The sequence below is a fragment of the Methanoregula sp. genome, assembly GCF_023227875.1.
Lineage (GTDB): Archaea > Halobacteriota > Methanomicrobia > Methanomicrobiales > Methanospirillaceae > Methanoregula.
The window spans coordinates 87,710-112,964 of sequence record NZ_JALOCH010000006.1; the positions used below are offsets into that span (position 1 = coordinate 87,710).

Here is a 25,255-nt window from a genome sequence, read left to right on the forward strand (position 1 = left end):
CCTCCGTCTGAACTTCCAGAGGAAACACAACGTTTGTCCATGCAGGCAAGGGGGGTGGGTACCCCTCCGGACCATGGAGGGGTGGGTAGGGGGACCCCCCCTTCCATTTTTTTAAGTGGGGTGGTGGGGGGTGCCTCCTGCTGAGGGAGGGGGGACTACCCCCCCTGTCAGACAGGTTGGTGGAATTGGTGTTTACAGACGTGAGTTCCACGGGAAACCGGGGGCCCGTGCATGTAAAAGGAGTCGTGGGGGTGGGGGGTATCCCCTCCCTCTTTTTCCGGGAGGGGGCAGGGGATGCCCTGCCTGAAGGATAATTACTTCTTTTTTAGCGTCTTCCCTTTCCCCTTCTTCTTCCCGGTCCCGAACAGCTCGTTCACCATCTTCATAGCACACAAATCCCCGCACATCGAACAGGTCTCCGTCTCCCCGTCCCGCTCGTGGATCTTCCGGGCATGGTCGCCATAGAGCGAGAGCCGGAACTGCTCGTCCCAGTCGAGCTCGTGCCGGGCCTCCGCCATCTTTACCTCGCGTTCCATCCGCCATCCCTCCGGCTTGCGGACGGTGTCCCCAACGTGCGCCGCGATCTTCGCGACCCGGGTGCCTTCGATGATGTCCGCAACATCCGGCAGGGCAAGGTGCTCGCTCGGCGAGACCATGCAGAGGAAGTCGGCGCCGTTCAGGCAGGCAGCTGCCCCGCCAATCGCCGCGACCACGTGGTCGTAGCCTGGCGCTATGTCGGTGACGAGCGGCCCGAGGAGGTAGAGCGGGGCGTGGTTGGTGATCTCCTTGATCATCCGCACATTGTAGCCCACCTGGTCGAGGGGCATGTGACCGGGGCCCTCGATCATCCGCTGGACACCGGCAGCCTGCGCCCGCTTTGCGAGTGCGCCGAGGGTATTGTATTCCACCGACTTCGCGAGTTTCTCCGCGTCCTGCAGGCAGCCGGGCCGCATCCCGTCGCCGAGGCTGACCGTGACATCGTATTCCTTCAGGATCTCAAGGAGGTAGTCGTATTCTGCATAGAGCGGGTTCTCCTCCTCCCGCTGCATCATCATGGCGCAGTGGAACGACCCGCCCCGGCTCACAACGCCCATGAGACGGGGGTCGGCCCTGAGGGCATCGAGCGCCTGCCGGTTCACGCCGCAGTGGAGGGTCAGGAAGTCCACGCCCTGTTTGCAGTGCTCCCGGATCACTTTGAAGAGCAACTCGGCGGTGACATCGCCGGCATTACCCGCCCGGCGCACCGCTTCGTACACGGGGACCGTGCCGACCGTGGTGTCGAGTTTGAGGATCTTCTTCCGGATCGCAACCAGGTCGCCTCCCGTGGAAAGGTCCATGAGGGCGTCGGCACCGTTGTCGAGCGCTGCCTGCGCCTTTTTCATCTCGAGCGCCGGGTCGCAGCGGGAGCCCGAGGTCCCGATATTGATATTGATCTTGACCGTGCAGCCCTCGCCAATGGCGCAGGGGTGGTGCTTCCGGCCCGGGTTCTTCGGGACAACGATCCGGCCCGCCGCAATGCCCCGGGCAAGCCGTGCCGGTTCCATTCCTTCCGCCCGTGCCACGGTCTCCAGTTCCCTGGGGAGTCCCTTTTTGCACCTGCGGATGAGCGTATCCATAAGAAACATCTGTTTTGAGGCCTTATTATTGTGCATGCAGGTCAGGTGGATACCCGGCGGATCGATCTTTGCGAATGCCTATGTTATCGGGAACATTCTCGTGGACGCGGGGGTCATGCCGATGGCAGTAGCACCGTACAAGGAGACCATCGATACGATCGCCCTGACCCACTGCCATTACGACCATATCGCCCACGTAAAAGAGATCGCGCACATGTGCAAGGCAAAGGTCGCCATCCACAAGGCCGATGCCCGGGGGCTCGTCGAGGACCTTCACAGCCTTGCGATGAACTTTGGCGCCCGGTCGCCGGGCATCGTCCCCGACATCACCCTGGCGGACGGGGACTCCATCGGAGACTTTACTGTCATCCACACCCCGGGCCACACGCCGGGCTGCATCTGCCTCTACTCTGATAAGGACAGGGTACTCATCTCCGGGGACACCGTCTTTGCCGACGGGTACTTCGGGCGGTACGACTTCCCCGGCGGGAGCAGGACTGAGCTTGCCCGGTCGCTCGAACGGCTCTCCGTGCTTGATGTCGAAGGGCTGTATGCCGGCCATGGCGAGCCCACCGATGAGAACGGCAACCGGTGCATCGCAGCGGCGCTGGGGCTGATGAAGAGCGGATATGGATAAGGGATGTTACTGTCTCGTTTTTGAGAACCCGGCATGCACGGTCGGGATCGGGGCGCTCGGCCCGGTCCGGTTCCCTGCCGGCTGGCACGTGTACGTTGGTTCAGCGCTCGGGAGCGGAGGACTTGCCCGGCTTGATCGCCATGTCCGCCTTTCCGGATCAAAGGACAAAAAACCGAAGTGGCATGTCGACTACCTTTCCGTTTCCGATCGCTTTACTCTCAGGCATACCATCCATACCGTGACAGATGAGCCGCTCGAATGCCGGCTCGCAGATGCACTTGGGCCGCCGTTTGTACCCTCATTCGGGTGCAGCGATTGTCACTGCCCGTCTCATCTCTTTTACCGGAAAACAGACCCGCACGATGAGATCATTGCCGCCATCAACCGTCTCGGACATGTTGCAATCACCAAAACCATGATGAACCGGTAGTGCTGTACGGGTAACGTATGAAAAAGGTGCTGGGCATTTCGGGAAGTATGCGCAAGAACGGTAACACGGCGATTCTTGTCAAGGAGATCCTCGGCCGGTGCGAGGAATCGGGAGTGAGGACCGAGTTCGTGTCGCTTGCCGGCAGGAAAATCTCTCCCTGTCTCGGCTGCGAGAAGTGTAAGGAAAAGAAGTGGTGTGTCATCGAGAACGACGACTGGGACGAGATAATCCAGAAAGTGATGAAGTGCGATGTCCTCGTCATCGGGTCACCGACGTACTATTACGATGTCAACGGGCATCTCAAGAACTTTATTGACCGCACCTACTCCCTGTACCATGACCGCAAGCTCGCAGGTAAAAAGGGTGTTGCTGTTGCGGTCCACGCCAACAAGGGGGCGTTGCGGACCATCCAAACGCTGGAGGGTTTCCTCTCCTCCCACGAGTTCGCCTCGCTCGGGTGCGTAAAGGGCATGGGATACCACGCGGGTGACGTGCTCAAGGACGAGAAAGCGATGAAGAGGGCGCAGAAGATCGGGGACAAGATCGTCCGCCTCTTGAAGCCCAGCCACGATTAGGTGCGGTCAATAACCATATTTTTTCCCGGTCATCTCCTCTATTGCGATTTTTACCACAAGGACCCGGTCCAGCGCTTTTTCTGAGAGAACGGGGGTCTCTCCCCCGTAATGCTGCATGATGCAGGTGAGGGCTTTGTTCTTTTCAGCAGAATCTTCCACAGGCCGGGCAAAACCGGTACAGATAACGCTCTTGTACCGGACCTCCCATGAACAGGGGACCGTATCCCGGATCGGGCCCTCATACATGTCCACCTCAACGCAGCAGCGGGGGTTCCTGGTGAGGATGTCGATCTTTTTTCCCTCGCGGGCGGAGTGGACCCAGATCGTGTTGTCGGCATACCCGAAACAGAGCGGGACCACATACGGTTCTTCTCCGTCCGCCATCGCCATCCGGCAGACAGGGGCTGCCGCAAGGACGGCCTCCATCTCGCCCCGGTCCGTGATCTCCCGGTCTTTTCTCTTCATGACCTCGCAGTTCCCGCCATCACACCAGCTCGTAGAGCGTGTTACGCCGGCGCAGCGGTCTCCCGATATCCTCTGCCACCCGCTGCATCTCCTCCGGGTCAAGGTAATCGGTGTTGGTCGCCCCCGCACCCTTGGAGATGCTCTCCTCGAACACCGTCCCCCCGAGGTCGTTCGCCCCCGCAATCAGCCCGAGCTGGGCCATCTTGATCCCTTCCTTCACCCACGAGACCTGGATATTTTTAAAATTGTCAAGGAAGAGCCGGGCCACCGCGACCATCAGCTGGTCCTCCCTGCCTGTTGCCCCTGCCCGGGCATGCCCCTGCCGGAAGATCGGCGTGTTCATGTGGATGAACGAGAGCGGGACGAACTCGGTGAACCCCTGCGTCTCGTCCTGGATGTCCCGGAGGATCGCGAGGTGTGCTACCCGGTCCGCATCGCTCTCGCAGTGCCCGTACATGATAGTGGCAGTCGAGGGGATGCCAAGGCCGTGCGCCTCGGTGATGATCCGGACCCATTCTTTGGTCGGGATCTTTTCCTTGCAGATCTTCTGCCGGATATCGTCCACGAGGATCTCCGCTGCTGTCCCGCACATTGAATTGAGCCCGGCCTCCTTCATCGCCTCAAGCACCTCGACCGTGCTCATGTTGCTTCTCTTTGCGGCGTAGGCCACTTCCATCGGGTTGCTCGCGTGGAGGTGGATGCCCGGTGCCGCCTCGTGGATCCAGCGGTACACATCGGTATAGGATTGTGCGGTGAAGTCCGGGTGGAGACCGCTCACGGTGCAGATCTCGGTGCACTTACGGTCCTTTGCCAGTGCCACTTTCTCCTGGATCGCCACCTTGTCGTGGAAGTAGATCCCCTCATCCCCGGGTTTCTTTGAGTACCCGCAGAACCCGCAGGCGTTCACGCAGAGGTTGGTCACGTTGATGTTCTGGTTCCGGACGTACGTCACCGCGTCTCCTGCCCGTTGCTCGCGTACCTCGTCTGCGGCCGCAGCAATCTCCCAGACCTGCCGGTCACGGGTCCGGAAGAGCCGGAGCGCCTCGTCCCCGCTCAGCCGATATCCGCCTTTCACATCGTCCAGTAACGTCTTCAGATCCGGTCCCATAACGCCTCGGGTGTAGTACGGAGAGTATCATCTCCCCAAAAGTAAAGGTATCGAATTTCATGCCGCAGGATTATCAACCTGTACGCCAACCATTCCTGCACGAGCACTATGGAATTCACTGAAGTACGACTTTCAAGAAAAGTGGCAGACGGGTTTATTATACCGCTGGGCCCGGCGAACCTTGTTGCGATCAAGACCGATGTGGGCCTGGTCGGGTGCGGTGCCTTCGATGTGGCAGCACTCGATTCCTTCAGTTATCCCGCAGTCAAGGTCCGGCCTTCTCTTGGCCCGTCCATTGTGGACACCGATGACATCCTCAAGGGTATTGTCAAAGAGGTGAACCGCTCGGCACTGGGACGCGGGATCAAGACCGGCATGACCGGGCGCCAGGCGCTGGAACTTCTCTGAAAAAATCTACGAACAAAATCTTTTTTTTTATTATTTTTATTTTACCAGATCGTACAGCGTCGTCCTCTGTCTCAGGGTCCTGCCGAGATCCGAGACGATCCGCTCCATATCTTTCGGATCGAGATAATCCGACCCGGAAGCACCGGCATCGCCGGTCACGTCGTCCGTGAACATGGTGCCGGCAAGGTCGTTGGCACCCGAGAGGAGGGCGAGCTGGGTCATCTTGAGCCCGACTTTCCCCCATGCGACCTGGATGTTGTCGAAGTTGTCAAGGAAGAGACGGGAGACCGCAAGCATCAGCAGGTCTTCCCTTCCCGTCGGCCCGGCCCGGGCAATCCCCTGCTGGTAGAGCGGCGTGTTGGTATGGACGAACGGGAGGGTGACGAGCTCGGTGAACCCGTGTGTCTCGTCCTGGACACCCCGCAGGAGCCCGAGGTGCTCGGCCTGGTCCCGTGCGGTCTCGTACGAACCGTACATGATGGTCGCCGTTGACCGCATGCCGATCCCGTGGGCCTCTTTGATGATCCGGATCCAGTCCGCTGTCGGGACTTTCCGCGGGCAGATCACTTCACGGACAGAATCAACAAGGATCTCTGCTGCCGTGCCCTGGATGGTCCCGAGCCCCTCCGCCTTGAGCCGGGCAAGCACTTCCGGCGTCGGGATATTACCCCTCTTTGCCGCATGGGCGACCTCGTCGGGACTGAACGCATGGATGTGGACGCCCGGGGCGGCTTCGTGGATCCAGTGCATCATGTCCACGAAAGTGTCGAGGGTGAACCCGGGATGGACACCCGAAAGGAGGCAGATCTCGGTCACCTTCCGCTCGTAGGCGAGCCGGGCCTGCATCTGGATGGCGTCCCTGTCGTGGCAGTACGCCCCTTCGTCCGTCGCCTTTCTCCCGAACCCGCAGAACCCGCAGAGGTTCTTGCAGATATTGGTCACGTGGAGGTTCTGGTTCCTCACATAGGTGACAATGTCACCTGCCCTCCGCTCCCGCATCTCGTCGGCCGCCGCGGTGATCTTCCAGACATCCCTGCCGGTGGCTTTAAGGAGCCGTTCTGCTTCCTGTTCCGTGAGCCGGTGGCCACTCATTACGTCGGACAACAGCGTGGGTAGTGTGGTCATGGTCCCGTGTTCCTGCCCTTACTTCTTTCCGGCTTTCTTCTTCTGCCTGCCGCTATTGCCGCCCTTCTGCTCCTTACCTTCCCGCGAGCGGAGCCAGAGCTCGTGCAGGGCCATGATGATGACGACCACGATCACCACTTCCCAGATATGGAGGGGGAGATACCCGACGAGGGGCACGGTGAAGAGTGCCTTGCCGACGATCCATTCTTCCCTGACGGGTTCCGGTGTGCCGATCCCCTTATAGGACGCGAACTGGTCGGGATACGGGTTGTTGTCCCCCCACGTGATGTACCCGTCATGGGCGGGAGCATAGCTGGTCAGGAGCTGGTTGCCACGGATCTCCGTCAGCGGCGTGGTATTCGTGGCATACACCATGGTCCGGTGGATGATCGGGTGGACCGAATCGAGCCCGTTGGGTTTGTAGATGATCACGTCGCCGTAGCTGTTGAACTTCGAGACGTTCGCACGCTTTCCTTCCTCCCAGGTCATGAACTCCCCGTACCGGTCTTTCTGGACGACGACGACAAGGTCACCGATATTCATGTTGGGGATCATGCTCCCCGACTCGATGGTCACGACCGCCGGCCACGTGCCGCAGATGAGGAAGAGGGCGAGCGCGATGCCACCGACAACGCAGGCAACCCAGAGCAGGTCCCGGGCAAGCGAGACCGCCCAGTGGTCGCTGGTACGGAATTGTGCGAAGAGCGTGCGGAGGTCACGGGGGGTGTCTTTGGCTGCCATTGGGAATACCTGGTGCGGGTTTTTGTATAGTGTTGAACCCTGTGCACATTAACCATGTCGAAAGCCATCAGGCTTGAGACAGGAGAAGAGCCGAAGGCTCTTCGACTTGTTGAAAGTCGAAGAATCCCTTCAGGATTCTTCTCCTCCTCGACCTTCTTATGAAGGTCTCGGATTCATCAGAGATGAGATGTTAGACGAACCTGAAAGGTTCTTCGAATGCCCTGTCAACGCGGTATGAGCACTCCTGACAGGTAATACAACCCAAAGAGGATCAGGAATGCCCCGCATACTGCCATGATCCCGTGATAGGTCCTGTCCGATAAGAGGGTCTTTCCCTTCGCAACACTGGTGGAGACGAACGTGTACCACCCGGTATCGGCAGCCCAGTGGCCGACCATGAAGACGGCGGCAAGCAGCAGTCCTCCTTCAAGCGACTGGATCAGGAGGGCACTCCCGACCGAGAGCCACCAGATCCAGAAGTAGGGGTTTGCGGCACTTGTCAGGAGCCCGGCCATGTAGGGGCTGGCTCCCTCCTCGACGGGACCGGCCGCGAGCGTGGCGCTCCGGCTCCCGGAAATCGTCATGACCCCGAATGCCATGAGTGCGGTGCCGCCGATGAGGGCAATGGCGGCCGTATAGGGGCTTGCCACGCTGGCCAGCCCGAGGATGATCAAAAAGAAGATCGCGGTCTCGATCACGATGTGGCCGAGCGAGACTTTCAGGCCCGCGGTCCAGTTCCCCGCAAGGGAGGCGTTGATGGTGGCAACCAGCGTCGGCCCGGGGGCAAGCGCCCCGGTGAGCCCGATGACAAAACCCAGTACCAGCGTTGAGATGATTTCGTACATTTCTGTTCCGGTAGTCCAGTACAAGGTATACCGGGCAAGGTTATCAACAATGTCAGGCACTTCCGCAGGTATTGCCTGCCTGTGCCGGGTACGTGCAGGATAACAGGCTATATTTTCCCGGCAACCAATGATCTGGTATGCTTTCTGCGCAGGAGATCGCGCTCCGGTTCATCGATACCCGGCTCCAGGTGCACCCCGACGTGGTGCGCTACATCCAGGAGCAGGACGAGCCGGGCCTCATCGACCGGATCCTTGCGCAGGTGCCAAAAGATACCGTTGTCGTATCTACAAAGCACATCCCCGGGTTGCACGCCACCCGGGACGGGACCCGCTTCCTCCTCGACCCCAGTGTCGAGGTCGTGAGCGGCAGTTCCGGCACATCGGGACCGGTGAACGGGACCGGGGATTACCTCCACTACTTCCGGGACCGGTACAGCCGCCTTGGCGGGATGATCCGGAGCCGGATGGGTGCGATGCCCATCGAGGGGCTGACCAGGAACACCCGCTACCGGCAGGAGGAGTGCACCATCATCGGGATGGTCGTTGATGTGAGCACCACGAAGAACGGCCACCGCATCGCCGAGATCGAGGATACGTCCGCAAGCATGTCCGTGCTCTTCCGGAAAGACCGCCCCGTATTCCATGATGCCGAGCGGATCATCCATGATGAGGTGATCGGCGTTAAGGGGAAACTCTCAACCGACGGGCGCCTCTTCTTCGCAGAACACCTCTACCGGCCGGACATCCGCATCGACAACACGCCCTTTAAGAGCGAACAGCCGGGAAAGGCGGTCCTGATCTCGGATGTCCACGTGGGCAGCAACACGTTCCTTGATGGGGCCTGGAACCGGTTTGCGGACTGGCTCTCGGACTCCGACTACGGGTATCTCCTGATCGCCGGGGACCTCGTGGACGGGATCGGTATTTATCCCGGGCAGGAGCAGGAACTGACGATCAAGAACATCTACGAACAGTACGATGCGTTCGGGGCCATGCTCTCCGATCTCCCGTCACGGATTAAGATCATCGTTTCGCCGGGCAACCACGATGTGGTGAGAGGGGCAGAGCCCCAGCCCGTGATCCCGGCAGCGTTCACGAAGAAATTCCCGTCCAACTGCACACTTGTCGAGAACCCGGCGGTTGTCAACCTCCAGGGAGTCCGGGTAATGATGTACCATGGCAGGTCGATCGATGACATGATCGGCCTGATCCCCGGGGCTTCCTATGACCAGAGCGGCATGATGATGGAGGAGATGCTGGTCCGCCGTCACCTCGCCCCCGCATATGGCCGCAGGACACCGATCGCTGCCGGCAAGTCCGACCGGCTGATTATCGACCCCCTGCCCGAGATCCTCCACACCGGCCATGTCCATATCAAGGGCATCACGACCTACCGTGGCGTACTCGGTGTCAACGCCGGTACATGGCAGTCCCAGACCGCGTTCCAGAAGCAGATGAACGTGAACCCGACACCGGCGCTCGCGGTGGTCGTGGATTTACAGACACTGGTACCCGAGACGTTCAGTTTTGCAGAGCCTGCACGCTGAATACTACCGGTTTTTAAGAGTGGTCAGCAACTGCCGGAGGTTTTTTTCGAGATATGACTCATCTTCATCCGACAGGTCTTTCTCCGGATCCCTGCTGTCGGGCTGGATCCCTATGAGCGTTACATCTGTGCCAATCTCCTCTTCAACATAATCCATGACCACCGTGAGTGGAAGGGCATGCGTCGAGAGAAGGCTGGCCTGGATCTGCCCCGGCGCGATGACCGCGATAGTACCGGGCAGTTCCCCCATTTCCGCAGCATCCAGAAAAAGGACATGTTCCGGTTGGTACTTACGGAGTGGGCCGGTGATACTCTCCGGTACAGTACCGGCAAAAAAGACCTTCACATCCGGGAGATGACGCTGTTCGATCCAGCGGGCCGCGGACATCCCCAGCCGGTCCATGGGGATGAGTTCATCGCCGATGCCGACTATCGCCAGCCTTTGGGCTTTTTTTATCCTCTGTTTCACGATGTCAGTGAACGGAGCTGCATTCTCCATTACGTGATCACGACTTCCCTGTCAGTACCCGAACTTGAAAGTTCATGCTTCAGGTAGATCGCACCGGTCGGGCAGTGCCGCTCGCAAATGCCGCAGCGGATACACTTGTACAGCTTCACCTGCGGCCGTTTCTTCCGGGCGAAACTCTTTCCCTTGAATTCGACCTCGCGGGGGCCGTCGATCATGGTGATCACCTGTGCCGGGCAGACCAGCGAACATTTGGAACACCCGATACACTTGTCGTCAGTGATGGCAACCCGTCCCCGGAACGATTCCGGGATTGGAACCTTCTCTTTCGGGTAGAGGATCGTGATTGGCCGGGAGAGGAGGTTCTCCAGCATCTCACGGAGGACGCTCATGGAACCACCCAGAGATAATTGATCACAAGCACGATCCCGACCTGCACGACGGCTGCGCTCGCAATGTATTTCCAGCCGATATCGTTGAGCTGGTCGATGCGGATACGGCCAGTGGCCACTTTAATCGATGAGAGGAGCAGGAGCACGGCAAGGGTCTTTACCAGGAAGAGGACAAAGCCGGCGATACCGTTCAGCCAGAACGGGGCAAGGACCCACGGAAGCATGGGACCCCCAAGGAAGAGGGCTGCAACCAGGGCGCTGCCGACAACGAGGGAGACATCGGTCGCAAGGTCCATGAGAGCGAGCCTGCGCCCGGTCAGCTCGGTCCAGGGCCCGGCAACGATCTCCGTCTCAGCCTCGGGAATATCAAAGGGCGTCCTCTCCAGCTTTGCCTGGAGCCCGATCAAAGCGACGATAAAGCCGATGGGCTGGAAGAATATGATCCAGAGGTTGTGCTGCTGCCAGACAACAATTTCGGTTATCGACCAGCTTCCGGCCATGATGGCGGGGGTGAGGAGGGCAAGGAAGAACGGCACCTCGTAGATGAAGAGCTGCGTGACTGCCCGGATCCCTCCGATGGCGGAGAAGATGTTGCGGGAGAGCCAGCCCAGCACGAAGAGCGCGATTGTCGGGAGAGCCATGAGGTAAAGGACAACAACGAGGTCCCCCTGGAACGCAAGCGGGCTGTACCCGAGAACCGGTACATAGAGGAACGCGGTCATGACAGCAGCAAGGGCAATGAGGGGGATCGCATCAAATACCCGCCAGTCCACGCCATTCGGGTTGATCACTTCCTTGCCCAGCATCTTGATCAGGTCGGCTAACGGCTGGTAGATCGGCGGCCCGACCCGCTGCTGCATCCGGGCTGCAATCTTCCGGTCAAGGTATGCGAAGAACAGGGCATAGGAAATAAGAAAGAAGAATCCCGGGAAGATGAAGATGTAGAGGAGGATAAACACGGGATCGGTCATCGTCCCTCCTTATCCACCCTGTTGACAACGGTCATCCGCGATGTGCACGAGAGGCAGGGGTCGATTGCAGCAACGATCACCGGGATATCCGCGATGTTCTGGTTGACGAGACAGACTGCCACGGAGGTCCAGTTTGCCAGTGTCGGCGTGCGGATATCGACCCGCTCCACCTTATCGGTACCGTTTGTCCGGATGAAGTGGGCCAGCTCCCCCCGCGGGGCTTCGTACCGCGACAGGATCTCACCTTTGGGAGCATTTTTCGGTGCATCGACCCGTATCGGTCCTGCCGGGAGGTTCTCAAGGCAGTACCGGACAATCTGCGTGCTCTCCCACAACTCCCCGACCCGTACACGTGTCCGGCCGTATACGTCCCCGTGGGTGTCCGTAATGACATTCCAGGGCACCTCTGCATAGGCAAGATACGGGTCGTCCCTGCGGACATCGTAATCCACCCCGCTCGCCCGTGCCGTGGGCCCGACCGCCCCGTACTTCAGCGCCTCCTCCCGGCTCATCTTCCCGACATCCCGGAAACGGATCAGCATGGTCTCTTCGCTGTTCACCATCTCCACGTACTTTTTGATCCGCTCCTCAAGAGCCGGCAGCCTCTCAAGGGCCGCTTCGACCTGGGCCGGGGTCAGGTCCCGGCGGACGCCCCCGATCTCGTTCATGCCATAGTGGACCCTGTTCCCGCTCATCTCCTCGAGCGTGTCCTGCACGGCCTCGCGGTCGCGCCAGGTCCACATGAAGAGGGTATTAAACCCGATGACGTGCGCTGCAACGCCAAGCCAGAGGAGGTGGCTGTGCATCCGCTCCAGTTCGGCAATGATGGTGCGGATGTACTGGGCACGCGGCGGGATCTCAAGCCCCATGATCTCCTCGATCCCCTTGGAAAAGACCGTGGCATGTGAATGCGAACAGATGCCGCAGACCCGCTCGAGAAGCGGGAGGACCCGGATGAAATTCCGCTGCTCGGCAGCCTTCTCGATCCCCCGGTGGTTGTAGGAAAGGTCAAGCTCAAGGCGCACGATCTTTTCCCCGTCGGCGACGATCTTGAAGTTGACCGGTTCCTTGAGCGCCGGGTGCTGCGGGCCGATGGAGACAACGACTTCGGGCATCTACATCCTCTCCACTTTTATTCCCCCGTAGAAGACACCAGCATTCGGTTTCCAGTCCTTGCGCAGGGGATATTCGTTCTCAGGCCAGCCCTCGTTCAGGATGATCTTTTTCATATTGGGATTTCCTTCGAACGTGATGCCGAAGAGGTCGTGGATCTGCCGCTCGTAGATCCCGGCCGGGGGGAGCAGGTCAGATACGGTCGGCGTAACCGGCTTGTCGCGGGGGAGATCGAGAGAGAGGGAGATGATGATGCGATGCGATCCGATCAGGTGGTACAGCAGTTCCAGTGTTTCGCCATTGTCTACGGTACTGATGGTGATAAGGCGGTCAAATCCCAGCATTGCCTGCGCAGTTGTTATCGCGTCATGGATCTTGTCAGGCACGGTCCTGATCCTGATGCGGTTCTTCCGGACCTGCTCGACAGTCCCGAACTCCTTCATCCGTTCTGCAATCGTCTCAACAGTAACTGGTCGGGTCATGATACCACCGTGCAGCTTTTTCCCTCTGCGTCCACGCCCGTTGCGGGTTTCTTCTGCCGCCATTCCTTTCCGCCATGGGCTGCGTCCTCTTCAAGCAGGTTCAGGCAGGTGACAACAGCGTTGATGATCTCGTCCGGGCGCGGCGGGCATCCGGCCACATACACATCGACCGGTACGACACAGTCCACGCTCTCCACCATGTGGTACAGACCATGGAACACTCCTCCGGACGCACCGCAGGCACCCATGGCGATCACATACTTCGGTTCCGGCATCTGTTCCCAGACCCGGCGCAGGCGGGATGCCTGTTTCAGCGTGACGTGGCCGGTGACTATCAGGATATCCGCGTGCCGGGGGGATCCCTTCACGAGGATCCCGAAACGCTCGACATCGAAGCGGGGCATCAGACAGGCAATAATCTCGATATCGCAGGCATTGCAGGCCCCGCTGTTGTAGACCGTGATCCACGGGGATTTGGCCCGCGCCCAGTTCACGAGGCGCTGGCTCATGCCGGTGTCCGGGACTCCCATAGTTAACCATCACCTCCATGCACGCTCATTAAGCCATTGATCGGTACAATACAGACCCGCTCCTTCATTGCTCCCACCTCAGTATCATAATTGCAATTGCCATGATGGCCAGGTACCCGAGGGGCCCCCAGAGGGGGGCATCGGGCGGGGCGGTTGCAAGGACCAGTGCAGCAACGTGGACCACCGTGAAGAACAGGGCCACGTAAAAGAACTGGTAACCGGGCTGGAAGACCTGTGCCTCCGCGGCCTCCCCGCCAATATACGGCATGGTCTTGTTGACGGAATGGGTAAACGCCGGTGCAATGGTGCGGGACCAGGCATAGATCAGGTAACCGATGCCGAGTGCGCATGCCATGATGATGACCGGGGAGGTCAGGAGGTCCCACGATGCCATTTACGGCACCCCCCCGATGAAGATCTGCCCGGCGGCACTGGAGATCCAGTCGAACGATTCCGGGAACAGGCCGAAATAGAATGTCACGAGTGCAAGGAATACGACTGCGGAAACGACCGTCAGGGGCAGAGGTTTGGGATTTACCGGGCACGTATCCCTGTCCGGACCGCAGAAGAGGAGGGTCGACAGGACCGGGATGTAATACCCGAGCGAGAGTGCGCTGTTCAGGGCAAGGATAAGGGCGAGGACGACCCCCCCCGCCATGGAGGTCACCATGCCCGCCTGTTCAAGGAGCAGCTTGCCGAGGAAACCGGAGGTGAAGGGGACACCGATGAGCCCGAAGATGAATACCACCATGGATATGCCCAGGAGCGGGTGCCGGGCTCCCAGGCCCGCCATCGCAGACACACGGAAGGACCCGGCATCCCGTGAAAAAGCATCCGTTGCGAAGAACGCCCCGGACTTCATCATGGCATAGGCGATGGCATAATAGAGACCGGCCACAAAGCCGAGCGGCAGGTTGTAGATCAGGCCGATCCCGAACCCCAGCAGGATGTATCCCATCTGGGCAACGCTGGAGTAGGAGAGGATATACCGGAGGTCCGTCTGGTTGAGGGCGAGGAGGTTGCCTGCGGTCATGGTGACAACGGCAAAAAACGTAACCACGATGCCAAGTGTCCATGACAGCGTTCCTCCTGCCGGTAGTGCTGATAGCGACAGGACCATCGCGATCAGGACCCCGATCTTTGTCGGGCCCACCATGATGGCAGTGACGCCGACCGGTGCCCGGGCATAGGCATCCGGCAGCCACGTGTGGAGGGGCACAATCCCGAGTTTCACGCCATACCCGATCAGGATCAGGAGCGCGGCGAACAGGATGATGCGGGGGTCTGCACCCGCAAGGGCGGCGGGAAGCAGGGATATGCTCAGGGTATGGCCTTCGACAAACAGGAGGGCAACGCCGAGGAGTGCGGTCAGGGTGCCCATGACTCCCTGGAGGAGGTATTTCATTGCTGCCGAGAGTGCAGAAGGATCCGTCTGGTACTGGTACGCACAGAGGGCATAGACCGGGATTGCGGACAGTTCAACAAGGACGAAGATGGTGAAGAGGTCTGTTGCGAACCCGACAGCCATGGCACCGGCAAGGGCAAACAGGAAGAGCGGGTAATAGAACTGGACCGGGCCCCGGGGATCAAGGGTCCCCGCCGATGCCCATGCTGCCACGGCCCCGATACCCGTTACCAGGAGACCGCCGGTCAGACCGATATAGGAGATCGTGGGGTATGCCTCATGCTGGAAGAGGACGGAGAGGAGCAGGCAGAAGACGGCAAAGAGGACGAAGCCGGTCAGGGTCCCGCACCAGTGGCGGAGATTAAGCGGGAAGATTTTTGTCAGGAAATACATCCCGATACCGCAGAGCGCGATGAAGAAGGGCATGAACCCCGCAATATCGACCGGGTTCATAACCCCGCCCCCAGGATAACGACAGTGACCAGTGCAACGAGAACACCTACGCACATCGCGATGTTCCAGTTCGCGTCGCGGTTTTCCATGCCCATGGCGATTGTTCCGGCATCGAAGAGCAGCTGGGTTGTCATGATTGCATATCCATAGATCTTACGGAACAGAATCCAGACCCCGCGGGCAGCGAGGCAGACACCGTGGCATGCCTTCTCGTACACGAGATCGAAGTCCCTCTGCGGCACATCATGAGGTTCAAAGATCTTCTTCCCGACGGTAAAAAAGAAGAGCGCTGCAGCCCCGAGGACAAGCAGGGCGCTTATGACATGTGCCGGGTCGTACGCCACGTAGCTTGTCGTATAGGGCAGAAGAGCATAGAGGAGTGCCGGCCAGACCCCGATAATGATACAGAGTGCGGCAGTCCCCAGCATGCCTGCCTGCATGAGGAGCGGCGGGTCAGATGCCTCGGTTGTTCCCGGCCGCAGGAACGCGAAGTACCCGAGCTTGAGGAACGAGACGAACGTCCCGAATGATGCGATCTCGAGAAGCACCCAGAGCCATATGCTCGTGTGTTCCGCAGCAAGGAGGACCATGCCCTTGGAGACAAAACCGTTGAAGAGCGGGACACCGGCAATCGAGAAGGCGGCAATCCAGAAGGCGATCGCGGTGACCGGCATCTTCTTCTGGAGCCCGCCAACGCGGCTCAGCAGGTTTTCCCCGGTCTTCCAGACGATGACACCGACTGCCATGAAGAGGAGGGCCTTGTAGAGGATGTGGTTGAAGAGATGCGCCATGCCGCCGTCAAGCCCGAGCTGCCCGATCGCATCCGCCGCACCCAGCCAGCCCAGGATCCCGATCCCGGCGACCATGTAGCCTACCTGCGAGACGATATGGTAGGAGAGGAGACGGCGCATGTCGTTCTGGAAGACGGCGAAGATCACGCCGTACACGGCCATGAACGCCCCCATGAAGGCGATGAATTCTGTCCCGGGTTGGGCCCGGGCGAGGAGATAGACTGCGGCTTTCGTGGTATAGACGCTCAAAAATACACTGGCGATAAAGTTCGCCCGGGGATATGCATCGGGGAGCCAGGTATGGAGCGGGATGAACGCCACATTTATCCCGATACCCAGCACGATCAGCACCGACGCCCACAACTGGTACGTCGCCACGGGGATCCCGACGAGCGGCCCGACAATGGGGGAGCCGCCCCCAATGAAGAGCAGGGCAATCCCTGCCCCGAGGAGTGTCCCCCCGAGACAATGGAAGAGGAGATACCGGTACCCCGCCTTGATCGCCTCGCCACCCTCCTGCCAGATAAGGAATGTAGAGGTGACTGCCATGAGCTCCCAGAAGAACAGGAGCGTGATCCAGTCACCGGCAAAGACCACCCCCAATGATGCCCCTGCATAGAGGAGGGCGTAGAGGTGGAGGCGGGGCGCTGCGACCGTCGCGGCATAGAGTATGGCAAAGAACGTGATGATGGCAAAAATGAGCCCGGTGAGGTACGAGAGGGTGTCGATTCGCAGGAGGGTCAGGGTATATCCCATGAAGGGGACGTTCCACTGCATGACCCCGCCGGCAACCTGCCCGGAGAAATACCCTCCCGGGAGGAGGAGGACATCAACCAAGGCAATACCACCGAGAAGGACAAGCCCGGCCTGCCGGGCTCTCCCGCCCAGTGCCAGCACGAGCGGGGCGCCGATGAGGAATATCAGGAACGGCGGTATTGCCGTGCCCATGGCAAGTGTCCCGAAAACTGGTGCTGCCGTATGGGTCACGCTGGCAGCAACCATGGCACAGAGGGCATACGGGCTCGCGGGGACAACGGTCCAGAGGCCGGCAATGAGGGCGAGGGCCGCAGTCACCACAACCGGCCAGCGGAGTGTCGGGCGGACCTGCAGTACCTCCCCGGCCCCGGGCCGGTAAAAGGCCCGGATAATAACGGGGAGGAAATAGGCCACGTTCAGGACACTCGCCCCAACAAGGACAAGGAGGACCCACCACTGGCTGGCATCGCCATAGACAACACCCACAGAAAGATACCATTTCGCGATAAATCCCGCCATGGGAGGCAGTCCTGCCATGCTCAGGGTGGCAAGCGTGAATGCCACGAACTCCCATGGCATCTTTCTGCCCATCCCGTCCAGCTCCGATATCTTCGTCTTACCCGTCTCGACAGCAACAGTACCGGCGACAAAGAACATCGTCAGCTTGCCCAGTGCATGGGCGGTAAAGGCATATGTTGCCCCGATAACCGCCGCGACTCTCCCGACATCGGAGACGCCGGATACCCCTGCCGGCAGGAGCACTGCGGCGCCCAGCACCATGTAGCTGAGCTGGCTCACCGTCGAGTACGCGAGTCTGAGTTTGAAATCGTCCTGCAGGAGGGCAAAAAGGGATCCGACAATGATGGTAACGACTGCTGCACCGATGACAAAATACTGGAGGCCGAGAGCAGTTACCTGTTCGGGCCCGAATAGGTACCACATCAGCCGGAGGATGCCGAAGACACCGGTGTTCACGACCGCGACGGCGTGCAGCAGCCCGCTTACCGGGGTCGGGGCGATCATCGCGCTTGGAAGCCACCCGTGAAGGGGAACGAGTGCCGCCTTTACACCGAGACCTGCAAAGAGAAGGATGAAAGCCAGGCGGGCAAATTCCGGGCCGATCAGGGCAATGCCCGGGTTGCCGCCCGGGATAAAGTCAAGGGTGTTTCCCATACCGATGATGGCCATGATACCGGCCAGGATGGAGACGCCCCCGCACTGGGTGTAGATCAGGTATTTTCTCCCCGCTGCAAGCGCCTCTGCTGTTTCCTTGTGCACCACAAGGGGATAGGCAGCAATGGCGAGGATCTCGTAAAAGACGAAGAGGGAGAACATGTTGGACGAGAGGGCTACACCCATCACCGCCCCGATTGTAATGGCAAACGCCGCATAATACCGCGTCTGGGAATGCTCCTTGAGGCCCCGCATGTACCCGATATTGTAAACCGTGGTTATGATCCAGAGGAGGGAGGCGAGGGTTGCGAATAAAAGACCGAGTGCGTCGGCGGTAAACCGTATGTCAAGCCCGGGGAGGATCTGGAGCGCCGTGGTCGAAAGGGGCTGGATAGCAAACGCAGAAGGGAGGGAAAGGGCGCAGAGGAGGAACGTCAGGAGTGCTGCAACAAGCGAGACCGCCTCGCGGGCATCCGGGCGGTTATGGAAGAGCAGTATAAAACCGGTCCCGGCAAACGGGATGAGGACGATGAGAACGAGCATCCACGGGAAGACGTCCATCAGCGCTCACCGCCAGGAGAGAGACGCGAGATTGCAGCGATATCAAAGGTTTTCCAGACCTTCCTTGCGAGGATGACAAGGGCAAGCGCAAGACCGGCAACAACGGCCTCGATCGCGATCAGGGTGAACACAACCGCCTGGGATATGCCGGTATCACCGGACAGGTATCCCCCGAGAACAAAGAGAAGGCTGACGCCTTTGCCGAGAAGTTCAAGGCCCATCACCATCTTGATCAGGTTGCAGCGTGCCATCAGGCTGAACAGGCCTATCGCAAAGAGCGCCCCTGCCACGATCAGGATCACCACACCCTCGTCCGGCATCATGGGGGCATCCTCCCCCACTGCTTTTTGCCCAGCAGCAGGAGTATCGATAAGACGCCCGCAAGGATGATCATTCCCTGCAGGAGCGCCTCATACGTGCGGCTGTGCCAGAGTGCTGCCCCTACCCCGGAGGATAAGGGAATAACTGCAGGCCAGGCAGGGGCAGGCGGGACGACAAGTGCAACAAAAATACCAAGGAAGACGGTTCCCAGGATTACTGCACACGCATTTTTTGCATTCATGCGCGCACCTTCTCCTCTTCCCCGCCGGCGAGGATGAGCGCAACAAGGAACAGGACCGCGACAAGACCGCCCCCGACCACCAATTCAAGAACTGCCGCATATGGTGAGGCCAGCAGGAAAAACAGGATTGCAAGACAGACACTGGAGACGGCAAAGGCAATAACCGCCCGGATGAGGTTCTTCTGGACGACCGCGACCAGTGCCATGGCAACCGTTGCCATGCCAATCACGAGCACAATAAAAAAGTCCTCACCCGGCATAGGGTATCAGCCACCCCCGCCAGAATCCCGGTGCCGGCCTGCGGGGGGATCGCTGGCCGTCCACTGGATTGAAAATAAAAATACCGGGATAGAGAAGAGAGTTTTTCCCTCTGACACGGAGCTTGCGGAACAGGAAGGATCTGTCATGATGGTCTGTAGATGTACCTGTAATCTTCTGGCATCCTGCTCCAGAATGCCGGTCATTACTATCTTCCGGATTATCCCACTACATCGCTGACGATTTCCATTCTTTAAATGATTTCATCTTATCGCAACAGAGAGCATAAAGGTTGGGGTCTGAGCGCGGGCTATCAAAAGTTCTGTGAAATGGTGAGGGGCATCCGCCCCGGGCCACGAGAAGAACGCTTCAGCGTTCTTCGAGTGTCGGCTTATACCTCCCTTCTCTATCTCGAAGGCCTAACAGATCCCTTCGAACCTCGAACACGAGTGATTTCTCGTCCACAAAAAAGAGTAAAAAATTATTCCTTAGTCTCTTCCTTCTTCTCCGGCTTGGGCGGCTTCACGTACGTGATCGTGAAGACCTCCACACCCTGTACTGAGGCAGGTGCCGTGTACTGGGTGTCCATGGAGAGGCACCTGGTGGGACAGGTGTCTACACACGAGTTGCAGACAACGCAGCGGAACCGGTCGATCTGCCAGGTCTTTGCTTCCTTGTTGAGCAGGATTGCCTGCGAAGGGCATTTCTTCACACAGATGCTGCAGGAAATGCACTTGCTGCCGTCCTGGACAACGTGCCCCCGGGTGAGGGACGTTTTTTTCGCCGGCTGGTACGGGTACAGGATCGTTACCGGCCGGGAGAGCACCGTTTTCAGTGCTGTTTTTGTCATCTCGAAAAATCCCATGGCAGATCACCGCTCCGTACAGCTGATACAGGGATCGATCGACAATACGATCACCGGGACATCCGCAAGCTCGCATCCCTGCAGCATTTTGACGAGCGGTGGGATGTTGGTCAGGGTCGGCGTCCGGATCCGGGACCGGACCAGGAACTTGGTCCCGTTGCCCTTGAGGTAATGGACCAGCTCGCCCCGGGGCTGCTCCGCCCGCATGAAATACTCGCCATTCGGGGAACCCGTTACTTTCACATCAATGGGACCATCCGGGATCTCCGTTATTGCCTGCTGGATCAGGTCGATGGACGTGAAAAGTTCCTTGCACCGCACGTAGCAGCGGGAATAGCAGTCCCCGCAGCTGTCCGTGATGACCGGAACGTTCAGCCGGTCATAGGCACCATACCCGGTCTTGCGCAGGTCGATTGCGACCCCGCTCCCCCGGGCAGTGGGCCCGACAGCCCCGAGATGATAGGCGTCATCCCGGGAGAGGACCCCGATATTCCGGGTCCGGTGCCGGACGGTATCGTCATTGAGGAAGACGGTTGTCAGTTCCTCGATCTCCTTCTGGATACTGTCAAGGTCGCGGCTCATCCCGGTAAGCTTATCATTCGCGATATCCCGCCGGACACCACCGATCTTGCAGGACCCCTGGATCACCCGGCCACCAGTCGTCTGCTCGAACACATCGAGGATCCGCTCGCGGATCCGCCATGCCGCCATGAACAGGTTCTCAAAACCGAAGGAATCGGCAAAACAACCGAGCCAGAGCAGGTGGGAGTGCAGACGCGAGTACTCGGACCAGATCGTCCTGAGGTAATCGGCACGCTCGGGCACCTCGATGTTCATGATCTGCTCAATTCCCTGGCAGTAGGTGGCACCGTGGATGAAACTGCAGATCCCACAGGTGCGTTCAGCGATGTACACGTACTCGGTGAACTCCCGCTTCTCCACGAGTTTCTCGAATCCCCGGTGGATGTACCCGATCGAGGGGATCGCATCGACCACTCTCTCATCCTCAAGCACGAGGTCGAGGTGGATCGGTTCCGGGAGGACCGGGTGCTGGGGCCCGAAGGGGACGATGATCTGCTTTGTCATGGTTTCTCTCCTTTGGTGACCGTGACACCGAACGGGTATTTGATCGCGGTCTGGATGAAGGTCCCCTTGAAATCGATGTTGATCCCCTTCACCTGGATACCGAAGAGGTCGTGCATCTCGTTCTCGTACACGAACGCCCCCCAGTACATCCCGGTGATGCTCGGGACTTCCGTTTCCGCAGTCACGGTGATCCGCAGGTTCCTTAGGACATAGTCCTTGTCAAAGGAGTAATTGACCTCGAAGCTGTTGTCGCCCACTTTAGTGCAGCCGATCTGGGCGAGACGGTACCCCTCGTTCCTGCACTGTTCTACGCTGCCGATCAGTTGCCCGACATCGATGGGGATTATTGACTGTTCTTGTTTCATCTGGCATCACCTGCCGGTTTCGCGGCCGCACCTGCATTTTCATTCATCGCCTTCCTTTTTGCTTCAAGGATACCGAGGGCCTGGACAACTCCGTCGATGATGGACTCGGGCCGGGCAGCGCACCCGGGGACGTAGACATCCACGGGGATCACTTTGTCGATACCGCCCATCACGTTGTAGCATTCCCGGAAAATTCCGCCCGTTGCAGCACAGATGCCGATCGCCACCACGACTTTCGGTTCCGGCATCTGGTCGTACGTGTTTTTCACGATCTCCCGGTTCTTCTCGTTCACGCTTCCCGTAACAAGGAAGATGTCGGCATGCTTGGGGTTGCCGGTATTGACAATCCCGAATCGTTCCACGTCATAGATGGGGGTGAGTGCCGCGAGCACCTCGATGTCGCAACCATTACAGGATGAACCATCGTAGTGCACGATCCAAGGGGACTTTGCAAGATATGTCATGGGACCACCACCATCCTCAGGTAGTACAATACTCCCAGGTTAATGATGCCGAGTGTCCCGGCAACCAGCCAGGCGCTCCGCAGGGTCATCTGCCATTTTACCCGTGAAGTCGTGTTGTCGATGAGGATCTCGAGGAAGTAGGCGATGATAATTGCTGCTATTGCAAGCAGGGGGTTCCATGCAAAGAACAGGTAGACTACCCCCAGCAGGAAGACGTATTCGTACCAGTGGGCGATCTCCAGCTTGGCAAGGTTCGGGCCGGCGAAATCCGTTGTGACCCCCTTGACGAGCTCCTGGTGCGCATGGTGGGACGTGGAGAGATCGAACGGGGACTTCCGCAGCTTGATCGTCAGCACGATCAGGTAGCCGATGAAAACGCCCGGAAGGTACAGGACAATCGGTATGGCGGACTGCACGATGGTGCCGACGTAGAAGCTCGTCGTGACCATGTACATCCCCACCGCGGTCATAATGATCATCGGCTCGTACGCGATGATCTGGATCAGCTCGCGTTCCGCCCCGACATGACTGTAGGGGGAGTAGGAGGCATAGGCCCCGAGCACGAGGAATATGTGCGACAGCGTGAACGCGAAGATCACGAGCAGCATGTCCCCTCCCGAGAAGAAGAGGGCGCCCGAGACCGCCATGAAGACAAGGTAGCTCAGCACGTAGAAGTTCTGGGTCGTCGTGACGACGAGGTTCTCCTTCTCGAAGAGCTTGCCCACATCGTAGAAGGGCTGGAGGAGGGGCGGTCCGACCCTTCCCTGCATCCGGGCCGTCACCTTGCGGTCAATCCCGGCAATAAGCCCACCCACTACAGGTGCAAGCAGCAGGTAGATGACCGCGTTGACAACCGGGGCCCAGGGTTCAGGGATCATAAGACCACCCCCACGACCATAATGAATGCAATGAGGATGAGGCCCCAGCAGGCAAGAGTACCTGGCATGAACAGTCTCTCCTCACCGAAGTAGTTCCGTAAGTAATAATTCGAGAGCACGAGGTTACGGGAGACGCCGGCCGACCCGGTATACCTCATGCCTCCCTCCGTTGTCATCCCGCCCATGTACGGGGGAGCCATCTTCGGTGTTTTGCTCTGGAACAGCATGGAGAATGGCATGATGATCAGAAGGCCCATCATCAGGAGCATGATCGTGATATTGGCCTCCGCGAGACGGGTCGTATGCCCGTAGATCTGCATGATGAACGGCTCGATGAGCGCCGATGAGATGAGCGGGAATATCAGGGCGACAACGACAACAAGGCCGGTGAGTATCCAGAGCACCGTCCATTTTTCTGATTTAATTGAGCTCTCCAGGTTTTCCTGGTGCCGCATCACCGAGATGATCTTCCCCATCCATTTGCTCCAGAAGAAGAGGGTTGCCGAACCCCCGAATGCAAGGATGATGATGAAGATGAGGCCGAAGGGTGCCTGGATGAAGGCCTCGATCGCCGCCCACTTGGAGATGATCATACCAAACGGCGCAAGGAACATGCCGGCCATGCCGATGAACATCATGATGGCGAGCTTCGGCATACGCTCGATCAGCCCGCCCATGTCCTCGATGTCCCTGCTGCCGATACGGTGCTCCACGGTCCCGACACAGAGGAAGAGGAGCGACTTGGCTATCGCGTGGAATATGATCAGGAGAATCGCCACCCACATCAGGTTATAGGTCCCCACGCCTGCACAGGCAACGACAAGCCCGAGGTTCGCGATGGTGGAATAGGCCAGTACCTTCTTGGCATTGCTCTGGGATATTGCCATGCAGGAGGTGAGAAGGAACGTCACGCCACCGACCATGGCTATCATCATGCCCTCGGTAGTGCCGGTCAGCACCGGGGCGAAACGCACGATGATGTACACCCCTGCCTTGACCATGGTGCTGGAGTGCAGCAGTGCCGAGACCGGCGTGGGGGCAACCATTGCGCCTACAAGCCATGACGAGAATGGCATCTGGGCGGCTTTCGTGAGACCGGCAAAACAAATGAGCACGGCGGGAACTATGGCAACTGCATATCCCGAGTTGATCAGGGCACCAAGGTCAAGCAGCCTGCCGGACGGGTCTATGGTCGTAATATAGATGAGTGCTGCAACAAAAGCCACCCCGCCCAGCATGTTCATGGCGAGTGCAAGGAATGCATTATTGGTGGCTTCTGCCGTCTGGGAATACCCGATCAGGATGAACGAACAGAATGTAGTGATCTCCCAGAAGAAGAGGATCCACATCAGGTTGTTGGAAAATACCAGCCCGAACATGGCGGAGAGGAAGACAAACATCCAAAAAAAGAACATCCCGCGGCGGTCTGCGATATCCTTGTGGTGCTCGTGATAGGTCTCCATGTACCCCAGGGCATAGACACAGATCAGGCTCCCGATGATCCCGATGATCAGTGCCATGATGATCGAGAACTGGTCGAAGAAGAGGTTGTTCGGCAGTTCGACGATGGTGTGACCGTACGTGGCCTCAAACCAGAGGAGCAGGGCCGCCTGGATCAGGACCAGAATGACAACAGAATATTTCCTGTGCCGGAGACCCAGCCAGAGCAGGTAGACCGCAATCACCAGTTCGATGACCAGCATGGCGAGATCAAAGATCCTGCCCGAGATAGTATACGTGATCAGGCCCTTGTCAAAACCGGCAACAAGAAGATACAGCGATACCACCCCGATGGCAAGTGCGGAGATTTTCACAATCCAGCTGCGTTCAACGCTTTTTTTGGCAAAAAGCAGGAAGACTGCAGCTATTAACGGAAAAAGGATCAGATATATCAATAACTGAACAATTTGCACCAGATACCCTCCCTCTCTGAATATGGGAATTTTTCATTATTAATCATATTGAATTGTGCCCAGGTTCCCATGATCAGGTAAGAAAAAAGAGATTATTGTCCGGGACAACAAAGGCAGGATTGATGCCAAAATGTCATAATTCCCGTTATGCGGGACTGGATTCCGCCGTGGTGCAGGCGGGGTTATAAGATAAAAGTTTAATGTTTCAAAAATGCACTAATGATCTCTTAGGATGGGTTGCATACGTGTGCGGGGCGATCCCGGAAGCATAGAGT

General features: G+C 58.7%; 29 protein-coding genes. 5 read left to right on the plus strand and 24 right to left on the minus strand.

Going from position 1 to position 25,255, the window contains the following annotated elements; translation table 11 throughout:
* Positions 1-314: 314 nt before the first annotated feature.
* The gene (thiC, locus tag M0R30_RS07925) at positions 315-1,625 is read right to left on the minus strand and encodes a phosphomethylpyrimidine synthase ThiC (RefSeq protein WP_292545855.1); all 1,311 of its coding nucleotides are present in this window, start codon (positions 1,623-1,625) and stop codon (positions 315-317) included.
* Between the two features lie 25 nt (positions 1,626-1,650).
* Here thiC and M0R30_RS07930 point away from each other — a divergent pair, with 25 nt between their 5' ends.
* Genes M0R30_RS07930 through M0R30_RS07940 form a run of 3 tightly spaced genes read left to right on the plus strand, consistent with a single transcriptional unit; the run spans position 1,651 to position 3,258 of the window.
* Positions 1,651-2,253, plus strand: a complete 603-nt coding sequence (locus tag M0R30_RS07930) for an MBL fold metallo-hydrolase (RefSeq protein WP_292545619.1) — start codon at positions 1,651-1,653, stop codon at positions 2,251-2,253.
* Positions 2,246-2,683 carry a GIY-YIG nuclease family protein gene (locus M0R30_RS07935; protein WP_292545621.1) on the plus strand — a complete coding sequence of 146 codons (438 nt, stop codon included), beginning with the start codon at positions 2,246-2,248 and terminating at the stop codon, positions 2,681-2,683. Before M0R30_RS07930 ends, M0R30_RS07935 begins: the two co-directional genes overlap by 8 nt.
* Positions 2,684-2,700: 17 nt before the next feature.
* Positions 2,701-3,258 carry a flavodoxin family protein gene (locus tag M0R30_RS07940; RefSeq protein WP_292545623.1) on the plus strand — a complete coding sequence of 186 codons (558 nt, stop codon included), beginning with the start codon at positions 2,701-2,703 and terminating at the stop codon, positions 3,256-3,258.
* 6 nt (positions 3,259-3,264) lie between these two features.
* Here M0R30_RS07940 and M0R30_RS07945 read toward each other — a convergent pair whose 3' ends face one another.
* Positions 3,265-3,723 (minus strand): pyridoxamine 5'-phosphate oxidase family protein, encoded by a 459-nt coding sequence (locus tag M0R30_RS07945; protein ID WP_292545625.1) that lies wholly within the window; start codon positions 3,721-3,723, stop codon positions 3,265-3,267.
* A 19-nt stretch (positions 3,724-3,742) separates the two neighbouring features.
* Positions 3,743-4,831: a 5-amino-6-(D-ribitylamino)uracil--L-tyrosine 4-hydroxyphenyl transferase CofH gene (cofH, locus tag M0R30_RS07950; RefSeq protein WP_292545627.1), complete on the minus strand. Its 1,089-nt coding sequence runs from the start codon at positions 4,829-4,831 to the stop codon at positions 3,743-3,745.
* 108 nt (positions 4,832-4,939) lie between these two features.
* Here cofH (M0R30_RS07950) and M0R30_RS07955 point away from each other — a divergent pair, with 108 nt between their 5' ends.
* Positions 4,940-5,239 carry a YunC family protein gene (locus M0R30_RS07955; protein WP_292545629.1) on the plus strand — a complete coding sequence of 100 codons (300 nt, stop codon included), beginning with the start codon at positions 4,940-4,942 and terminating at the stop codon, positions 5,237-5,239.
* Between the two features lie 36 nt (positions 5,240-5,275).
* Here the strand turns inward: M0R30_RS07955 and cofH (M0R30_RS07960) are convergent, their stop codons facing one another.
* The 3 genes from cofH (M0R30_RS07960) to M0R30_RS07970 all read right to left on the minus strand — a co-directional run bounded on the left by cofH (M0R30_RS07960) (position 5,276) and on the right by M0R30_RS07970 (position 7,950).
* Complete coding sequence (cofH, locus tag M0R30_RS07960) at positions 5,276-6,364, minus strand: 5-amino-6-(D-ribitylamino)uracil--L-tyrosine 4-hydroxyphenyl transferase CofH (protein WP_292545631.1); 1,089 nt, start codon at positions 6,362-6,364, stop codon at positions 5,276-5,278.
* Between the two features lie 18 nt (positions 6,365-6,382).
* Complete coding sequence (locus tag M0R30_RS07965; protein WP_292545632.1) at positions 6,383-7,105, minus strand: signal peptidase I; 723 nt, start codon at positions 7,103-7,105, stop codon at positions 6,383-6,385.
* Between the two features lie 224 nt (positions 7,106-7,329).
* Positions 7,330-7,950, minus strand: coding sequence for a LysE family transporter (locus tag M0R30_RS07970; RefSeq protein ID WP_292545634.1), 621 nt, complete (start codon positions 7,948-7,950; stop codon positions 7,330-7,332).
* Between the two features lie 137 nt (positions 7,951-8,087).
* Here M0R30_RS07970 and M0R30_RS07975 point away from each other — a divergent pair, with 137 nt between their 5' ends.
* Entirely contained in the window at positions 8,088-9,497 is a 1,410-nt protein-coding gene (locus M0R30_RS07975) for a DNA-directed DNA polymerase II small subunit (RefSeq protein WP_292545636.1), read from the plus strand.
* A 3-nt stretch (positions 9,498-9,500) separates the two neighbouring features.
* Here the strand turns inward: M0R30_RS07975 and M0R30_RS07980 are convergent, their stop codons facing one another.
* From M0R30_RS07980 to M0R30_RS08065, 18 genes are all read right to left on the minus strand, one after another.
* Entirely contained in the window at positions 9,501-9,995 is a 495-nt protein-coding gene (locus M0R30_RS07980) for a hydrogenase maturation protease (protein WP_292545638.1), read from the minus strand.
* On the minus strand, positions 9,995-10,354 hold the full coding sequence (locus M0R30_RS07985; RefSeq protein ID WP_292545640.1) for a 4Fe-4S dicluster domain-containing protein: 360 nt from the start codon (positions 10,352-10,354) through the stop codon (positions 9,995-9,997). Before M0R30_RS07985 ends, M0R30_RS07980 begins: the two co-directional genes overlap by 1 nt.
* Positions 10,351-11,325: a complex I subunit 1 family protein gene (locus tag M0R30_RS07990; protein ID WP_292545642.1), complete on the minus strand. Its 975-nt coding sequence runs from the start codon at positions 11,323-11,325 to the stop codon at positions 10,351-10,353. Before M0R30_RS07990 ends, M0R30_RS07985 begins: the two co-directional genes overlap by 4 nt.
* Complete coding sequence (locus M0R30_RS07995) at positions 11,322-12,440, minus strand: nickel-dependent hydrogenase large subunit (protein WP_292545644.1); 1,119 nt, start codon at positions 12,438-12,440, stop codon at positions 11,322-11,324. Before M0R30_RS07995 ends, M0R30_RS07990 begins: the two co-directional genes overlap by 4 nt.
* Positions 12,441-12,920: an NADH-quinone oxidoreductase subunit C gene (locus M0R30_RS08000; protein ID WP_292545646.1), complete on the minus strand. Its 480-nt coding sequence runs from the start codon at positions 12,918-12,920 to the stop codon at positions 12,441-12,443.
* Complete coding sequence (locus tag M0R30_RS08005; RefSeq protein ID WP_292545648.1) at positions 12,917-13,450, minus strand: NADH-quinone oxidoreductase subunit B family protein; 534 nt, start codon at positions 13,448-13,450, stop codon at positions 12,917-12,919. Before M0R30_RS08005 ends, M0R30_RS08000 begins: the two co-directional genes overlap by 4 nt.
* 64 nt (positions 13,451-13,514) lie before the next feature.
* Positions 13,515-13,844, minus strand: a complete 330-nt coding sequence (locus M0R30_RS08010) for a hypothetical protein (RefSeq protein WP_292545650.1) — start codon at positions 13,842-13,844, stop codon at positions 13,515-13,517.
* A complete protein-coding gene (locus tag M0R30_RS08015; RefSeq protein ID WP_292545652.1) occupies positions 13,845-15,308 on the minus strand; it encodes a proton-conducting transporter membrane subunit in 1,464 nt (487 codons plus the stop codon).
* Complete coding sequence (locus M0R30_RS08020; protein WP_292545653.1) at positions 15,305-18,589, minus strand: Na(+)/H(+) antiporter subunit D; 3,285 nt, start codon at positions 18,587-18,589, stop codon at positions 15,305-15,307. Before M0R30_RS08020 ends, M0R30_RS08015 begins: the two co-directional genes overlap by 4 nt.
* Entirely contained in the window at positions 18,589-18,912 is a 324-nt protein-coding gene (locus tag M0R30_RS08025) for an NADH-quinone oxidoreductase subunit K (protein WP_292545655.1), read from the minus strand. The genes M0R30_RS08020 and M0R30_RS08025 overlap by 1 nt, the downstream gene beginning before the upstream one ends.
* The gene (locus M0R30_RS08030) at positions 18,909-19,151 is read right to left on the minus strand and encodes a hypothetical protein (RefSeq protein ID WP_292545657.1); all 243 of its coding nucleotides are present in this window, start codon (positions 19,149-19,151) and stop codon (positions 18,909-18,911) included. The genes M0R30_RS08025 and M0R30_RS08030 overlap by 4 nt, the downstream gene beginning before the upstream one ends.
* Entirely contained in the window at positions 19,148-19,411 is a 264-nt protein-coding gene (locus tag M0R30_RS08035; protein WP_292545659.1) for an NADH-quinone oxidoreductase subunit J, read from the minus strand. Before M0R30_RS08035 ends, M0R30_RS08030 begins: the two co-directional genes overlap by 4 nt.
* A 479-nt stretch (positions 19,412-19,890) precedes the next feature.
* Positions 19,891-20,274: a 4Fe-4S binding protein gene (locus tag M0R30_RS08040; RefSeq protein ID WP_292545661.1), complete on the minus strand. Its 384-nt coding sequence runs from the start codon at positions 20,272-20,274 to the stop codon at positions 19,891-19,893.
* Between the two features lie 6 nt (positions 20,275-20,280).
* Positions 20,281-21,360, minus strand: coding sequence for a nickel-dependent hydrogenase large subunit (locus tag M0R30_RS08045; RefSeq protein ID WP_292545663.1), 1,080 nt, complete (start codon positions 21,358-21,360; stop codon positions 20,281-20,283).
* A complete protein-coding gene (locus tag M0R30_RS08050) occupies positions 21,357-21,725 on the minus strand; it encodes an NADH-quinone oxidoreductase subunit C (RefSeq protein WP_292545665.1) in 369 nt (122 codons plus the stop codon). The genes M0R30_RS08045 and M0R30_RS08050 overlap by 4 nt, the downstream gene beginning before the upstream one ends.
* Positions 21,722-22,189, minus strand: coding sequence for an NADH-quinone oxidoreductase subunit NuoB (gene nuoB, locus M0R30_RS08055; RefSeq protein ID WP_292545667.1), 468 nt, complete (start codon positions 22,187-22,189; stop codon positions 21,722-21,724). The genes M0R30_RS08050 and nuoB overlap by 4 nt, the downstream gene beginning before the upstream one ends.
* Positions 22,186-23,067: a complex I subunit 1 family protein gene (locus M0R30_RS08060; protein ID WP_292545669.1), complete on the minus strand. Its 882-nt coding sequence runs from the start codon at positions 23,065-23,067 to the stop codon at positions 22,186-22,188. The genes nuoB and M0R30_RS08060 overlap by 4 nt, the downstream gene beginning before the upstream one ends.
* Positions 23,064-24,881 carry a proton-conducting transporter membrane subunit gene (locus M0R30_RS08065; RefSeq protein WP_366513120.1) on the minus strand — a complete coding sequence of 606 codons (1,818 nt, stop codon included), beginning with the start codon at positions 24,879-24,881 and terminating at the stop codon, positions 23,064-23,066. Before M0R30_RS08065 ends, M0R30_RS08060 begins: the two co-directional genes overlap by 4 nt.
* Between the last annotated feature and the right edge of the window lie 374 nt (positions 24,882-25,255).

What these genes read in the sequence shown, in the direction of transcription:
- M0R30_RS07975 (WP_292545636.1), top strand. Translation starts at nt 8,088, where the DNA reads ATGCTTTCTGCGCAGGAGATCGCGCTCCGGTTCATCGATACCCGGCTC.
- M0R30_RS07995 (WP_292545644.1), bottom strand. Translation starts at nt 12,440, where the DNA reads ATGCCCGAAGTCGTTGTCTCCATCGGCCCGCAGCACCCGGCGCTCAAG.
- M0R30_RS07930 (WP_292545619.1), top strand. Translation starts at nt 1,651, where the DNA reads ATGCAGGTCAGGTGGATACCCGGCGGATCGATCTTTGCGAATGCCTAT.
- M0R30_RS07965 (WP_292545632.1), bottom strand. Translation starts at nt 7,105, where the DNA reads ATGGCAGCCAAAGACACCCCCCGTGACCTCCGCACGCTCTTCGCACAA.
- M0R30_RS08010 (WP_292545650.1), bottom strand. Translation starts at nt 13,844, where the DNA reads ATGGCATCGTGGGACCTCCTGACCTCCCCGGTCATCATCATGGCATGC.
- M0R30_RS08020 (WP_292545653.1), bottom strand. Translation starts at nt 18,589, where the DNA reads ATGGACGTCTTCCCGTGGATGCTCGTTCTCATCGTCCTCATCCCGTTT.
- M0R30_RS08045 (WP_292545663.1), bottom strand. Translation starts at nt 21,360, where the DNA reads ATGACAAAGCAGATCATCGTCCCCTTCGGGCCCCAGCACCCGGTCCTC.
- M0R30_RS08025 (WP_292545655.1), bottom strand. Translation starts at nt 18,912, where the DNA reads ATGATGCCGGACGAGGGTGTGGTGATCCTGATCGTGGCAGGGGCGCTC.
- M0R30_RS07985 (WP_292545640.1), bottom strand. Translation starts at nt 10,354, where the DNA reads ATGAGCGTCCTCCGTGAGATGCTGGAGAACCTCCTCTCCCGGCCAATC.
- M0R30_RS08035 (WP_292545659.1), bottom strand. Translation starts at nt 19,411, where the DNA reads ATGCCGGGTGAGGACTTTTTTATTGTGCTCGTGATTGGCATGGCAACG.
- M0R30_RS07970 (WP_292545634.1), bottom strand. Translation starts at nt 7,950, where the DNA reads ATGTACGAAATCATCTCAACGCTGGTACTGGGTTTTGTCATCGGGCTC.
- M0R30_RS08060 (WP_292545669.1), bottom strand. Translation starts at nt 23,067, where the DNA reads ATGATCCCTGAACCCTGGGCCCCGGTTGTCAACGCGGTCATCTACCTG.
- thiC (WP_292545855.1), bottom strand. Translation starts at nt 1,625, where the DNA reads ATGTTTCTTATGGATACGCTCATCCGCAGGTGCAAAAAGGGACTCCCC.
- M0R30_RS08040 (WP_292545661.1), bottom strand. Translation starts at nt 20,274, where the DNA reads ATGGGATTTTTCGAGATGACAAAAACAGCACTGAAAACGGTGCTCTCC.
- M0R30_RS08030 (WP_292545657.1), bottom strand. Translation starts at nt 19,151, where the DNA reads ATGAATGCAAAAAATGCGTGTGCAGTAATCCTGGGAACCGTCTTCCTT.
- M0R30_RS07945 (WP_292545625.1), bottom strand. Translation starts at nt 3,723, where the DNA reads ATGAAGAGAAAAGACCGGGAGATCACGGACCGGGGCGAGATGGAGGCC.
- M0R30_RS08005 (WP_292545648.1), bottom strand. Translation starts at nt 13,450, where the DNA reads ATGGGAGTCCCGGACACCGGCATGAGCCAGCGCCTCGTGAACTGGGCG.
- M0R30_RS07980 (WP_292545638.1), bottom strand. Translation starts at nt 9,995, where the DNA reads ATGGAGAATGCAGCTCCGTTCACTGACATCGTGAAACAGAGGATAAAA.
- M0R30_RS08015 (WP_292545652.1), bottom strand. Translation starts at nt 15,308, where the DNA reads ATGAACCCGGTCGATATTGCGGGGTTCATGCCCTTCTTCATCGCGCTC.
- M0R30_RS08000 (WP_292545646.1), bottom strand. Translation starts at nt 12,920, where the DNA reads ATGACCCGACCAGTTACTGTTGAGACGATTGCAGAACGGATGAAGGAG.
- M0R30_RS08050 (WP_292545665.1), bottom strand. Translation starts at nt 21,725, where the DNA reads ATGAAACAAGAACAGTCAATAATCCCCATCGATGTCGGGCAACTGATC.
- M0R30_RS07935 (WP_292545621.1), top strand. Translation starts at nt 2,246, where the DNA reads ATGGATAAGGGATGTTACTGTCTCGTTTTTGAGAACCCGGCATGCACG.
- M0R30_RS07955 (WP_292545629.1), top strand. Translation starts at nt 4,940, where the DNA reads ATGGAATTCACTGAAGTACGACTTTCAAGAAAAGTGGCAGACGGGTTT.
- cofH (WP_292545631.1), bottom strand. Translation starts at nt 6,364, where the DNA reads ATGACCACACTACCCACGCTGTTGTCCGACGTAATGAGTGGCCACCGG.
- nuoB (WP_292545667.1), bottom strand. Translation starts at nt 22,189, where the DNA reads ATGACATATCTTGCAAAGTCCCCTTGGATCGTGCACTACGATGGTTCA.
- cofH (WP_292545627.1), bottom strand. Translation starts at nt 4,831, where the DNA reads ATGGGACCGGATCTGAAGACGTTACTGGACGATGTGAAAGGCGGATAT.
- M0R30_RS07990 (WP_292545642.1), bottom strand. Translation starts at nt 11,325, where the DNA reads ATGACCGATCCCGTGTTTATCCTCCTCTACATCTTCATCTTCCCGGGA.
- M0R30_RS07940 (WP_292545623.1), top strand. Translation starts at nt 2,701, where the DNA reads ATGAAAAAGGTGCTGGGCATTTCGGGAAGTATGCGCAAGAACGGTAAC.